Annotated in this window: 15 protein-coding genes; 5 read left to right on the plus strand and 10 right to left on the minus strand. The window is 70.5% G+C overall.

Translation table 11 applies throughout. The features are described from left to right. Positions 1 to 152: 152 nt before the first annotated feature. Both K5S26_RS15450 and K5S26_RS15455 read right to left on the minus strand, forming a co-directional pair. Positions 153 to 1,595: an MFS transporter gene (locus K5S26_RS15450; RefSeq protein WP_221859821.1), complete on the minus strand. Its 1,443-nt coding sequence runs from the start codon at positions 1,593 to 1,595 to the stop codon at positions 153 to 155. Positions 1,596 to 1,647: 52 nt separating this feature from the next. Then, positions 1,648 to 2,217: a hypothetical protein gene (locus K5S26_RS15455; protein WP_221859823.1), complete on the minus strand. Its 570-nt coding sequence runs from the start codon at positions 2,215 to 2,217 to the stop codon at positions 1,648 to 1,650. A 155-nt stretch (positions 2,218 to 2,372) separates the two neighbouring features. On the opposite strand from K5S26_RS15455, the gene K5S26_RS15460 reads away from it, so the two are divergent. The 3 genes from K5S26_RS15460 to K5S26_RS15470 all read left to right on the plus strand — a co-directional run bounded on the left by K5S26_RS15460 (position 2,373) and on the right by K5S26_RS15470 (position 5,228). Further along, positions 2,373 to 3,572, plus strand: a complete 1,200-nt coding sequence (locus tag K5S26_RS15460; RefSeq protein ID WP_221859825.1) for a sensor histidine kinase — start codon at positions 2,373 to 2,375, stop codon at positions 3,570 to 3,572. Further along, entirely contained in the window at positions 3,569 to 4,228 is a 660-nt protein-coding gene (locus tag K5S26_RS15465; protein WP_221859827.1) for a response regulator, read from the plus strand. Before K5S26_RS15460 ends, K5S26_RS15465 begins: the two co-directional genes overlap by 4 nt. Positions 4,229 to 4,445: 217 nt before the next feature. Beyond that, on the plus strand, positions 4,446 to 5,228 hold the full coding sequence (locus tag K5S26_RS15470) for a hypothetical protein (RefSeq protein ID WP_221859829.1): 783 nt from the start codon (positions 4,446 to 4,448) through the stop codon (positions 5,226 to 5,228). A gap of 112 nt (positions 5,229 to 5,340) precedes the next feature. Here K5S26_RS15470 and K5S26_RS15475 read toward each other — a convergent pair whose 3' ends face one another. From K5S26_RS15475 to K5S26_RS15505, 7 genes are all read right to left on the minus strand, one after another. Further along, on the minus strand, positions 5,341 to 5,505 hold the full coding sequence (locus K5S26_RS15475; RefSeq protein WP_221859831.1) for a hypothetical protein: 165 nt from the start codon (positions 5,503 to 5,505) through the stop codon (positions 5,341 to 5,343). 169 nt (positions 5,506 to 5,674) lie between these two features. After that, positions 5,675 to 5,866, minus strand: coding sequence for a hypothetical protein (locus K5S26_RS15480; RefSeq protein WP_221859833.1), 192 nt, complete (start codon positions 5,864 to 5,866; stop codon positions 5,675 to 5,677). Positions 5,867 to 6,106: 240 nt separating this feature from the next. Next, positions 6,107 to 7,183 carry a LacI family DNA-binding transcriptional regulator gene (locus tag K5S26_RS15485; RefSeq protein ID WP_221859835.1) on the minus strand — a complete coding sequence of 359 codons (1,077 nt, stop codon included), beginning with the start codon at positions 7,181 to 7,183 and terminating at the stop codon, positions 6,107 to 6,109. A gap of 22 nt (positions 7,184 to 7,205) precedes the next feature. Next, a complete protein-coding gene (locus K5S26_RS15490; protein ID WP_221859837.1) occupies positions 7,206 to 8,507 on the minus strand; it encodes an MFS transporter in 1,302 nt (433 codons plus the stop codon). Positions 8,508 to 8,518: 11 nt separating this feature from the next. Beyond that, positions 8,519 to 8,851 (minus strand): hypothetical protein, encoded by a 333-nt coding sequence (locus K5S26_RS15495; RefSeq protein ID WP_221859839.1) that lies wholly within the window; start codon positions 8,849 to 8,851, stop codon positions 8,519 to 8,521. Further along, on the minus strand, positions 8,848 to 9,768 hold the full coding sequence (locus K5S26_RS15500) for a DUF6772 family protein (protein WP_221859840.1): 921 nt from the start codon (positions 9,766 to 9,768) through the stop codon (positions 8,848 to 8,850). Before K5S26_RS15500 ends, K5S26_RS15495 begins: the two co-directional genes overlap by 4 nt. Before the next feature lie 102 nt (positions 9,769 to 9,870). Then, the gene (locus K5S26_RS15505; RefSeq protein ID WP_221859842.1) at positions 9,871 to 10,437 is read right to left on the minus strand and encodes a TetR/AcrR family transcriptional regulator; all 567 of its coding nucleotides are present in this window, start codon (positions 10,435 to 10,437) and stop codon (positions 9,871 to 9,873) included. An 88-nt stretch (positions 10,438 to 10,525) separates the two neighbouring features. On the opposite strand from K5S26_RS15505, the gene K5S26_RS15510 reads away from it, so the two are divergent. Both K5S26_RS15510 and K5S26_RS15515 read left to right on the plus strand, forming a co-directional pair. Continuing rightward, a complete protein-coding gene (locus K5S26_RS15510; protein ID WP_221859844.1) occupies positions 10,526 to 11,368 on the plus strand; it encodes an alpha/beta fold hydrolase in 843 nt (280 codons plus the stop codon). A gap of 143 nt (positions 11,369 to 11,511) precedes the next feature. Next, positions 11,512 to 12,012 (plus strand): pyridoxamine 5'-phosphate oxidase family protein, encoded by a 501-nt coding sequence (locus K5S26_RS15515; protein ID WP_221859846.1) that lies wholly within the window; start codon positions 11,512 to 11,514, stop codon positions 12,010 to 12,012. Positions 12,013 to 12,041: 29 nt separating this feature from the next. On the opposite strand, the gene bcp is transcribed toward K5S26_RS15515, so the two are convergent. Further along, positions 12,042 to 12,515 carry a thioredoxin-dependent thiol peroxidase gene (gene bcp / locus K5S26_RS15520; RefSeq protein ID WP_221859847.1) on the minus strand — a complete coding sequence of 158 codons (474 nt, stop codon included), beginning with the start codon at positions 12,513 to 12,515 and terminating at the stop codon, positions 12,042 to 12,044. Positions 12,516 to 12,529 lie beyond the last annotated feature (14 nt).

The following is a 12,529-nucleotide window of genomic DNA, read 5'->3' on the forward strand; positions in this document are numbered from 1 at the left end:
CCCCCCCGCCCCCCCCCGCCCCGCTGCGCGCCCCGCACTCCCCTCGCGCTGCCGCCCCGGGCCTCTTCTCGCGCCGACCTCCAGCCGCTCGTGAGCGCGTACCGTTCTGGAGGCTCCGCTGCGGGAAGCAGAGTGGTCGCGCGAGCCTCTCGTCAGCGGCGATGGGACGAACGTCGCCGTGCTCGCGGGAGGCAGAGGATCACCCCGACGGCGAGGAGCGCGACGAGCCCTCCCGCCGCGAGGGCGAGCTGGAAGCCCTGCAAGCTCGGCACGGTCGCGCCAGCGGACGTGGTGGTCAGTGCCGCGAGGATCACGCCGCTGACCGCGGATGCGGAGCTGCTGCCGACGGACCGGATGAGCGTGTTGAAGCTCGTGGCCGATGCCGTCTCGTTGCCGGGGACGGCGCTCATGATCAGCATCGGGATCGCTCCGTACGCCAGCCCGACGCCGACGTTGATGACCACTATCGCCCCCATGACGCCCCAGGTGGAGCCGAGGAGCAGCAGGCTCGCGCCGTACCCGAGGGCGATCGCCAGGGCCCCGAGGGCCAGCGTGGTCCTCGGGCCGCGTGCCGCCGTCAGGCGCGCGCCGAACGGCGAGACGAACATCATCACGACGCCGCCCGGGGCGAGCCAGAGCGCCATCTGCAACATCGACTGCCCGAGCCCGTAACCGGTCTCGGCGGGCAGCTGCAGGATCTGGGGCAGGATGAGCGACTGCCCGTACATCGCGAAGCCGACCAGCAGCGATGCGAGGTTCGTGAGCGACACCTGGGGGTCGTGCAGGCTGCGCAGGTTCACGAGGGGCTGGGGCGCCTGGAGCTGCTGAAGCACCCAGTAGCCCAGCAGGAAGACGGCCGCCGCGAAGAGGCCGAGCGTGAGGGGGCTCGACCATCCCCACGCCGCGCCCTTCGAGACGGGCAGCAGCAGCGCGGCGAGGGCACCGGAGAGCAGAAGGGCGCCCGGCAGGTCGAAACGCGCACCGCGGACACGACCGGAGCCCGCTGGCACCAGCCACAGGACCAGGACGAACACGACGGCGCTGAGAGCCGCGAACGCCGCGAACATGATGCGCCAGCTCGCGTACTCGGCGATCGCCGCGGCGAAGGGCAGCGCGACCGCACCGCCGATGCCCATCGAGGCGCTCATCGTCGCCACGGCCGAGCCGATGCGCTCCGCGGGCACGACCTCGCGCAGCAGGCTGATGCCGAGAGGCACGACGCCCATGCCCAGCCCCTGCAGTGCCCGTCCGGCGATCATCGGCCCGAGGGACGTCGCCAAGGCGCACAGCACGGAGCCGGCGATGAGCGGGATCAGGCTCGCGAGCAGCACACGCCTCTTGCCGAGCATGTCTCCCACCCGACCGGCGATGGGCACGGCGGCGGCGGACGCGAGAAGGGTCGCGGTGACAGCCCAGGCGGTGTCGTCGGCAGCGGCACCCAGCAGCGCCGGCAACCGGCCGATGAGCGGGACGATCAGGGGCTGAGTGCCGGCGGCGATGATTCCGGCGAGAGCCAACACCGCGACGATCGCCGACGGGGTCTTGGCGGGACTCCTCTCTTCGGTGGACGGAGCGGGCGGGGCGAGAGCGGTCATGGGGATTCCTTGGATCTGCGGAAGGATCGGTCGCTGGTGGTCCTGCCGCCGCTCAGCGAAGGAGACGTGCAGCCTGCCCCGTGGTCTCGTACAGCGCATCGAACTCGCGGTCGATGAGGGGAGCCACCGTCGCGGCCCGTCGGCTCTTCACCGCCAGGTAGGCGAGGAACCCGCCCACCCAGCCGACCAGCCCGACGACTCCGAGAAGGATCGACAGCACGAGCAGCCCCCCGTTCATCAGGAAGATCGACCCGGCGAGCAGGGCGGCGCCGACGATGCCGAGCGTGACGGCCACGGCGATCGCGCGGGTGGTCTTCGACTTCTCGAGCCGGCTGATCGTCGCCAGCGACCCCTCCGCCTTGCGCTGGAGCGACTGCACCATCTGCCGGCTGCGGATGTTCCGGTCGCGCTTGAGCTTGAGGGTGATCGTCGTCGGCTGGATCGCCGGCGTCAGCGGCAGGGGGCGCACCGGGTCGGCGAGCTCGGTGGACTCGACGATCCAGCCGAAGCCGCGGTATGTGTCCTGGTAGAGCGACTCGAGGTCGCGAGGCGCCCGCACCGAGGCGTACTCGAAGGCGGTGAAGCCGCTGGTCTGCTCGGTGGTGGCGGGCTGCGGGGTCATGATGGTGATCTCCTTATGTGGGTCGGAAGTCGGCGCCGTCGGTGGCACACATCGATCGTCAGCGAGCAGACCGCCGCGCGAATCGTCCCCGCGGAGCGACGTCCCTACTGCGTGCGCAGTACGCGAGGACGGTAGGTACGCGAGAGGATGAGCCCATGGGCACAGCCGGCGACCTTCGGGCGGGACCACGGGGTGCCGTCTGGAAGGTCCTTCCTCGCGCGCTGGAGTCCGCGGTTCTGGTGATCCTGGTCCTGGCGGCGGGCACGGAGATCGTCACGGCCGCCGTCGGGGCGGCGACGGTCGTGCAGTACGCGCCCGTGGCGGTGATCGTGGCGGCGGTGATCGCCGGCTATAGATACCCGTACATCGGCCTCGTTCTCGCATGTGCGGCTCCTCTCCTGGCCGTGTGGGTCGGGCGCGCCCCCACGACGGGGATCTGGTCGATGGCGTGCTTCCTCGCGTTCCTGTTCACGCTCCGCGGGCTGCCGGCGCTGCTGACCGGCGCGGCGATAGCCCTCGCCAACTTCGGCGCGGTGGCGTGGGAGCTGGGCACCATCGACGTCAACACCGATGCCACCGCGTCGATCGCGGCCTTCGCGGCGGTCGTGTGCGCGGCGATCGGTAGTGCCGTGCGTGGGAACCATCGCTACCGGCTCGAGTCCGAGAGACGCGTTCTCGAGGCGGAGACGACGCGGCGGACCGCCGTCGAACGCGGCGTCGCACAGGAGCGACTGCGCATCGCCCGCGACCTGCACGACTCCGTCGGTCATCAGATCGCCGTGGTCAACATGCGTCTCGGGGCGGCGGAGGTGCACCTGCCGGACGGCGCGGAGGAGGCGAGGGCAGATCTGGCGGACGCCCGCGAGGGGGTGCAGGCGGTCCTGCGCGAGACCCAGCAGATCCTCGCCGTGCTGCGGGTGGGGGAGGGCGACGAGCGCTCCCGGCCCGCCCCGGGCCACGCGACGCTGCGGCAGCTCGTGGAGACGTTCCGGAACGCGGGGATGTCGATCGAGGCGAGCGTCGAAGACGTCACGAACGCGCTGTCCGCGTCGGCGAACGTCGCCGTCTACCGCATCCTGCAGGAAGCGCTGACGAACGCACAGAAGCACGGCACGGGCACGATCTCCGCTGCGGTGAGGCGACGCGACGACAGCGTCGAGATCGAGGTCGTCAACATCCGCGGCGCGCGTGACCTATCGACGAGCGGAGGCGGCAACGGCCTGGTCGGCATGGGCGAACGGGCGGGCTCCGTGGGCGGTACGCTGACCACCCGCGCGGATGAAAGGCTCTTCTGGGCGACCGCGTCGATTCCCGTGGAGAAGTCGATTCCCGTGGAGAAAGAGAGTCGTCGATGATCACCGTGATGCTGGTGGACGACCAGGAGATGCTGCGGACGGGGCTGAAGGTCATCATCAATGCGCAGCCCGACCTCGAGGTCGTGGCGGAGGCGGGCGAGGGCATCACCGCCGTCCATCTGCTCGAGTCGACGACCGTCGACGTCGTTCTGATGGACCTGAACATGCCCGGGATCGACGGCGTGGAGACGATCCGACGGATACGGGCTGCCCACGGGAGCCGGTCGCCGCGCATCCTCGTGCTGACGACCTTCGACCAGGACGACAATGTGCTGGCTGCGCTGCGTGCTGGAGCGGAGGGCTTCTTCAGCAAGGGTGCGTCGCCGGCAGAGCTCGCGGACGGGATCCGGCGCGTCGCATCGGGCGAGCACGCTCTGTCTCCGACCGCCATCGATGCGCTCGTGGTGCATGTCTCGGAGGATCCGGTGTCGCCCGCCGACCCCGAGAAGGAGGCGCTGTTCGCGGCGCTCACGCCGCGCGAGCACGAGGTGGTCGAGCTCATCGTCGCGGGCCTCGACAACGCCGAGATCAGTCGGCGTATCTTCATCTCCCCGTTCACCGTGAAGACCCACGCCAACCGCGCGATGATGAAGGTGGGCGCGCGTGACCGCGCGCAGCTCGTCTCCCTCGCCATCCAGGCGGGCGTTCGGGGATGACGACCCGGTGGCGTACTGCACGTGCAGTACGCGCGCCGCTTCTGCGAGACGACGTGAGCATCCCGGGTCGTTGAGACGGTGGACATGTCGCCGCCGGGCGGCCGAGAGATCAGCAGGGAGCAGACATGTCCACGAAGGCCAAGGTCCTCAACATCGGGATCGTCGTGGCCGTTGCCGCGATCGACGGTGCGATCGTCGCCGTCACGCGTCGGTCTCGGTGACGGCGGTGCCGCTCGCCGCGCGCGGTCCGTCGGCGCCCGGCGCCGCCGAGGCGGCGCCGGGCGAGCCGTCCGCTCGCAGTGGACCTCTCGCACGCGGCACGCAGCGGCTTTCGGCCCTGTTGCCCGCGTCCGGCCGCGCGGGACGCGTCGTCGCCGCGATGCGCGACACGGGACGGCGCAACATCTACTTCTCCCTCGCGGCGATTCCCTCCCACCTGCTGATGGCGGCGTGGAAGGGTGCCCTGACGATCGCCAGCCCGTCCCTGTTCATGTTCGCCAACGTCCTGTTCACGCTGGGGCTGGCCGCGGTCAAGCTACTGGTCGTGCTCGCCGACCGGCAGTCGCGTCGACGGGGTGACGGGGCCGTGCTCGCGCGCGCGTATCGCTGGAGCGGACTGGTCCTGGTGGTCTGCTCCCTCGGCTACGCGGCGCTGTGCCTTCCACTGGTGTTCGGCGAGGGCAGCACCGAGCGCTACTCGTACGAGGTCGCGATCGCGATCGCGACGGTGACCTTCGTCGAGCTGGGTTTCTCGATCCACGGCTTCATGTCGTCACGTCGTCGCCACGACCTGCTCATGGAGGCGGTGAAGCTCAGCAACGTCGCGGCTTCTCTGATCCTCTTGGTGCTCACCCAGACGGCGCTGCTGTCGATGACGTCCGAGACGGATCACTCCCGCTACAACGGCGTGTGCGGCATCGTCATGGCGGCCATCGCGCTGCTGATCGGCCTCCGGATGTGCCTGCGCAGGCTGCCGTCGCGCACCGACGCGCCGAGCTGAGGCGCCTCTCCGTTCTCTCGCGGGCCTGTGCGCAGCGGAGTGGGCGGCTGGCGTCGAGCCCACGGCGCTCGATCGGGCCGCCTCCGTGCGCACGCGCTCCACGCGTGCGCACCTACCGCCGGACCGAGAACGCCCGCGTGCTCGCGATCCGCCGCCGGCGGCTCCAGCGGCGCACGTGCTCGATCCGATCCAGTGCGGCGACGCCCAGCACCACGAGGCCGACTGCGCCGACGCTGCCGATGAGCGTCGCCACGTACATCTGCGCCAGTACCGGCATCTGTCCGTTCCCTTGTGAGCAGTCTCCATGGGTTCCTCCGTGTGCTTCCAGCCTCGTCGGCGCGCGCCTCGCGCGCGTCGTGCGGATGAAGCGCCACGCATACTCCGATGGATGTACACAAGGGGGCGCCGGGTGGTCCCGGCGCCCCCTCGTGGCGGTCGTGAGCGGTTCAGTCCTCTTCGCCGGAGTCCTTCTTGACGCCGGGGAGGTCGTCGAAGCGGCTCTTCGCCCCGGAGACGTGCTTCTCGAGGCGCTCGGTCTGCGCCTCGACGTGAGCGTCGATCTTGCGCTTCGCCGACGCCGCGGTGTCGCGGGCGAGGTTCTCCAGCTTGTCGGTGAGGCGGGCGTCCTTCTCGGTCATCGTCTTTGTCTCTCTCTTCCGCGGTGCCCTCGTGGGCTCCGTCATGTCTTCATCGTGGACGCCGGGTGCTTCGAGCGCGTCGTCCCGACGAAGCGTGCCGACTACTGCGATCGCAGCAGTCGGGACGCGCCTCGGGATCGCGAGGCAAGGCCTACCGCGCGGGCCGAGAAGACGGAATCGACCCGTGCGGATCGGGAAGTGGCGCGGCCCCTCACCTGCCCGCCGCGATCGTCGGTGCGATCAGCGCGCCGGTGCAGCGGCGGTCGACGCCCTCGGGTGCAGCTGCGGGCGGGGATCGTCGACGAGGATCTCGGTGCCGCCGGGGGAGTCGGCGAGCAGCTGACGCACCGCCAGGGCTCCCATCTCGTACAGCGGCAGACTGACCGTGGTGAGCGGCGGCACCAGATGCTCCGAGATCCAGGTGTCGTGGACGGCGGCGACCGACAGGTCGGTCGGGACCGACAGACCGCATCCGGGCGCCGCGCCGAGGATGCCCACGCCGATGAGGGAGTTGCCGGCGATCACCGCGGTAGGCCGGTCGGCTGAGCCCTGCCAGCGAGCGGCGAGCTCGATCATCGCCGCCCGGCCACCGGCGGACGACCAGTCGGTGTGCACGCGGTCCTCCTCGCGCAGTGAGAGCCCCGCGTCGGCCAGCGCGGAGGAGAACCCCTCTTCGCGCAGCATCCCGGTGGTCGAGTCGCGCGGGCCGGACACCAGGCCGATCCGGGTGTGCCCGAGGGCGAGCAGGTGCTCGGTGAGCAGCCGCGTGCCCCCGGGCTCGTCCGGGAACACGCTCGTCACCCGGTCGCGGGCGACCCGGCTCGGCGCGTTCACGATCACCGTCGGCAGCGCCTGCGCGATGTCGGCGATGCGCTCGTCGAAGCCGCCGTGGCCGCCCTGCACGATCAGGCCGTCGACGCGATTGCCGCTCACGAAGGTGCGGAAGCTCGTGTCGTCCTGCAGCAGCTCGTCGACGTCGCCCAGCACGAGGAAGTGCGCGTGCGCGGCGGCCTCCGCCCGGGCGCCCCGCATCAGCTCGAGATGGATCGGGCTCGACAGGTCGTGCACGACCAGGCCGATGAGCCCGTTGCGCCGCAGCCGCAGGCTCTTGGCGGCCACGTTCGGCACGTAGCCGAGCTCCGCCGCCGCCTCGAGGACGCGCGTCCGCGTCGCCTCGGTCGCGCGTGCCGCCGGGTCGCGGTTCAGGATGCGGGACGCGAGCGGGACGGACACGCCCGCCGCTGCCGCGACGTCCGAGAGGCGCACCTTCGGGCGCCGGCCCGGGCTCTTCGCGTTCGCGTGCGGCGACGTGTCCATCCCCCCACTATGCCCGCTCGCGTCAGGGCGTCGCGTCCTCGGCGACGGCTCGCGCGCCCGAGGCGCGACGCGTCTCCGGCAGGAAGAACATCCCCACGGCGGCGAGCAGCATCAGCACCAGGCAGTAGAGCGCGACGAGCCAGGAGCCCCCGCCGACCGCCCCGGTGAGGGCCGCGGCCACGAAGGGCAGCGTGCCGCCCACGATCGCGCCGGTGATCTCACGGCTGAAGGTGACGCCGGTGTAGCGGTAGCGGACGTCGAACAGCTCCGACATGAAGCCCGACTGCGCGGCGAGCATCGCGTCGTTGCAGAGCGTGAAGATCATCACCAACGCGATCCAGACGAGCAGCGGCGTGCCCGTGTCCAGCAGGAAGAAGAACGGGTAGACGAGGACCACCGCCCCGATCGCGCCCGCCAGGAACACCGGGCGGCGGCCGATGCGATCGCTCAGCCACCCCGCGGTCGGGATCGTGACGAACTTCAGCAGGTTGCCGATCAGGATGCCCGTGAGGCCGATCCAGGCCGGCGCCCCCACCACCGTCGTGAGGTAGGTGATGGCGTAGACCGAGGGGAGGTAGCTCGCGACGTTCGGGCCGATCGAGGCGAGCATGGCCAGCGGGATCCGGCGCCCTGCCGACCGGAACAGGTCGCGGATGGCAGCGCGCGGCACGCCGCCCTCCGCCTGCGTCCGCACGAACTCGGGGCTCTCCGGCACGCGCAGACGGATCACGATGCCGACCACGCAGACGGCGATGCTGAGGAGGAACGCGATGCGCCACCCCCAGGAGAGGAACGCCTCCTCGGGCAGCACGGTGTTCAGCAGGGTGAGCACGCCGGTGGCGAGCAGCGCGCCGGCCGCGTTGCCGGCTCCCGGGATCGCCGCGTTCAGCCCTCGGGACGAGTCGTTCGCGTGCTCCGCGGCGAGCAGGGTGGCGCCGGCGTACTCCCCGCCGGCGCCGAACCCCTGGAGGATGCGCAGGATGATCAGGATGACGGGCGCGGCCATCCCGATCGCCGCGGTGCTCGGCACGAGGCCGATGAGCGTCGACGATGCGCCCATCAGGATCAGGGTGAGGAAGAGCATCTGGCGACGGCCGAACCGGTCTCCCAGGTTACCGATCACGACGCCGCCGATGGGGCGGGCGAAGAAGCCGACGGCGAACGTGGCGAAAGAGGACAGCGTCGCCACGAGCGGGTCGCCGGACGGGAAGAAGACCGCCGGGAACACGAGCGCGCTCGCGGTCGCGTAGAGCGAGAAGTCATACCACTCGAGGGCCGTTCCCACGGTGGCGCCGATCGTGGCCTTGTTGATGCGAAACGTCATTGTTCTCTCCGTCATCCTTTCAGGGCGAGCCGGACGGAGACCGTGGCCCGCGTGGGGCGCCCGTCCTGCCCGGTCGCGGTGCCGGCGAGCCTGAGGAAGCCGCCGAAGTGTGAGACGCGGGCGAAGGCAGCACCGAGCGTGTCGACGACCGTCCCCTCGTCCAGCCAGCGGATGCCGTCCGCGCTCAGCTGCGTCTGGAGCACGAGACGGGTGCCCGGCTCGGGGTCGTGGAGCTCGACGAAGAACACCGCCTCGTCGGCCCAGCCGCACTCGTAGGGGTGGGTCTCGATCGTGCCGTCGAACTGCTGCCGCAGCTCGACCACGGACGTGTAGAAGGTCTTCACGCGTCGTCCCCCGTCTCTGTCGAGATGACCACCGAGTCCAGATAGAGGCTGACCCGTCGATCCGTGTCCGCCTCGACGAAGAAGACCGGGTTCAACAGACCCTCGATGTCGTCGTAGGCCGGCGCCCAGGTGGGGTGCGCGTCCTCGGGGAAGCGCAGGGTGCGGCCGCCGACGCGGAACTCCTCGTATCGGCGGGTGCGCAGGTCGATCGTGAGGGACAGCGGCGTCCAGTTCAGCTTGTCGTCCGACTCGTTGTAGATGAGGTGCTGCCGCCCCTCGTCGAACCACGTCGTCGCCGCCGTCGAGCCGTCGGGCTGCCGCGCCCCGAACCACTGCGGGTCGATGCCGGCCTTGTGCCAGCCGTCGACCCCGTAGCTCCACTCCGCGTCGGTCGCGTCGGTGGCGCTGTAGAACTGCCAGGCGCGCACCGGCCTGCCGGCCACGGCGTTCACGTAACGCACCCCGGGCATGTACCGGAACTCGCGGTCCTGCAGGTCGACGAACATGCCGAAAGCGCGCACGTCGTCGATTCCGAGACCCGGCCGGTCCTGCTCCGCCTTATACGTGAGGAGCGCCTCGACCCGCAGGCGCCGCGTCCGTGGCGGCACCGCGAGGCGCTTGATGGACAGGCCCATGGATCCCGGGGCAGGCGGCTGGTCCGGCGGCGCGGCGGCGGCGCGACTGGAGATCTTGAGCGAGTAGGTGCCCTGCGCCGAGCCATGGGTGCCCCCGAAGGTGAACGTCGCAGAGCTGAGCATCGTCGGCCCCCAGTGGATGAGGTCGATGTCCTCCGAATGCTCTCGGAAGCCGGGGGCCACGAAGTTGGGACGCAGATCGAGCCAGCCGCTCATGCCGCGGTCGAAGTCGTCGGCGACCAGCACCCGCGGGAGCGGATCGAAGTATCCGGAGAGCGCCATGCTCCTCCTTGAGCGATCGGTGAACAAACGATTTACCAGACGGTATCACTCGTCCTCGGGAGGGTCAACGGGAGGTGCGGGAGTGGGTCGGTGGTCGGAGTTCTAGCGCGCGCCGGCGTGCGCGAGCAGGGTCTCAGCGGCGCTGCGGGCTTGGCCTGCCACCGTGGGGTCGCGCAGGATCGCCGCCGTGGTCTGTGCGCCCTCGGCCAGGAGTGCGATCTGGACGGCGACGTCGTCCGTGGCGCCGTGCTCTCTCACGAGGCCGAGCACGTGCGCCCGGAACGCCGCCTTCTGCGCGCGGATGGCGCTCGCGACCTTCGGGGATCTCGCGCCGAGCTCCCCGAAGGAGTTGATGAAGGCGCAGCCGCGGAAGTCGTCCTCGCGGAACCAGTCGGACAGGAAGTCGAAGACCGACAGCAGCTTGCCCTCGGGAGACGCCTCTGCGGCGGCGGCCCGTGTGACGCCCTCGTTCCAGATCTCCGTCCGGTGCGCGAGCACCGCGACCACCAGGTCGTCCTTCGAGGGGAACAGGCCGTAGATCCTCTTGAGGGAGACGCCGGCCTCCGCCCGCACGGCGTCCATGCCGACCGACTGGATGCCGTGCGCGTAAAACAGGCGGTCGGCGGCCGCCACGAGCCGCGCCCGTGCTGCCTCGTCGTCGGTCGTCATCTCTTCCCCTTGCGCTGAGAACGTTCGTTCTCTAGTGTAGGGGACATCGCGGAGAACGATCGTTCTCCACTGGGTGCAAGGAGACATCATGGCCACCATCGCTGTCGGGCAGCAGAACGGCACGGACATCGAGCTCTACTACGAGGACCACGGCGCGGGGCAGCCCGTCGTCCTCATCCACGGCTACCCGCTGGACGGGAACAGCTGGGAACACCAGGCACGCGAGCTGCTCGCGGCGGGCTTCCGGGTGATCACCTACGACCGCCGCGGATTCGGCGGCTCCAGCAAGGTGTCGACCGGGTACGACTACGACACCTTCGCGGCCGACCTCGACACCGTGCTCGAGACGCTCGACCTCCGCGACGTCATCCTCGTGGGCTTCTCGATGGGGACGGGAGAGCTGGCGCGGTACGTCAAGAACCACGGCCACGACCGCGTCGCCAAGCTGGCGTTCCTGGCGTCGCTCGAGCCGTTCCTGCTGCACACCGAGGACAACGCGGAGGGCGTGCCGCAGCAGGTCTTCGACGAGATCGTCAACGCCGCCCGCACGGACCGCTACGCGTGGTTCACGCAGTTCTTCAACGACTTCTACGGCCTCGACGACAACCGCGGCTCGCGCATCAGCGACGAGGCGGTGACGGCGTCGTGGAACACCGCGACGCGATCGGCCCCGGTCGCGGCGTACGCCGTGGTGCCGACGTGGCTCGAGGACTTCCGTCCCGACGTCGCCGCCGTGCGCGAGGCGGGCAAGCCGACCCTGATCCTGCACGGCACGAAGGACGACATCCTGCCCATCGACGCCACCGGCCGCCGGTTCCGCGACCTGGTGCCCGACGCGGGGTACGTCGAGATCGACGGCGCGCCCCATGGGCTGCTGTGGACGCACTCCACCGAGGTGAACGAGGCGCTCTTGGCGTTCGTGAAGGCCTGACGGCCGACCCGTCGGTCCGGGTGCCCTCCCGCCATGCGCGGGAGGGCACTCCTGCAGCCAGACCCGGTCCGTGTCAAGCTCCTGGGGCCGCGGATCGAGGATGCGTAGCGTGGCCTGCACCACGAACCACAGGAGGAAGCGACATGGAGAACCTGCCCCACGCCACGGACGACGACCGCGCGACGATCGCGAAGATCGTGAAGGCCGCCAAGGTCGGGCTTCTGACCACCGTCAGCCCCGACGGGCAGCTGCACAGCCGGCCGCTCGTGGCCCAGGACGTGGAGTTCGACGGCGACCTGTGGTTCTTCGCCCAGGACGACAGCGCCAAGGTCCGCGACATCGCCGCCCACGGGCAGGTGAACGTCGCGTTCGAGTCCGGAAAGGGCTACCTGTCGCTCGCCGGCACCGCCACGGTGGTGCGCGACGAGCAGAAGATCGAGGAGTACTGGTCGCCCGGGGTGGAGGCCTGGTTCCCCGAGGGACGCGAGGACCCGACCGTGGCGCTCATCCGCGTGCACGCCGAGACGGCGGAGTACTGGGCCAACGACGAGCCGCGGATCGTGTCCGCCTTCAAGATCGCGAAGGCCGCGGTCGGCGGGGGCCAGCCGGACGTGGGCGAGAACCGCACCGTCGACCTCAGCTGACCTGAGCCGGCCGGCGCAGGGAGCGCGGCTCAGTCGATGCCGAGCTCCTTGCGCAGCCGCGCGACGTGTCCCGTCGCCTTGACGCTGTAGAGCGCCTTGACGACCGTGCCCTGCTCGTCGATGACGAAGGTCGAGCGGATGACGCCCTCGACGACCTTGCCGTAGTTCATCTTCTCGCCCCAGGTGCCGTAGGCGCGGTGGACCGCGGCGTCGGGATCGCTCAGCAGCTCGAAGGTGAGCCCGTCCCGCTCGCGGAACTTCGCGAGCTTGGCGGGCTCGTCTCGTGAGACGCCCAGCACGGTGTAGCCGGCGCCGGCGAGCGAGGCGATGCTGTCGCGGAAGTCGCAGGCCTGCGTCGTGCAGCCGGGAGTCATCGCCGCGGGATAGAAGTACAGCACGACCTTGCCGCCCCGCAGATCGCCGAGTGAGACCTGCTCGCCGTCCTGATCCTGCAGGGTGAAGTCGGGGGCGGGGCTTCCGGGTTCCAGGCGCGTGTCGGTCACGCCTCCAGCCTAGG

Source organism: Microbacterium marinilacus, assembly GCF_019753765.1.
GTDB classification, from domain to species: domain Bacteria; phylum Actinomycetota; class Actinomycetes; order Actinomycetales; family Microbacteriaceae; genus Microbacterium; species Microbacterium marinilacus.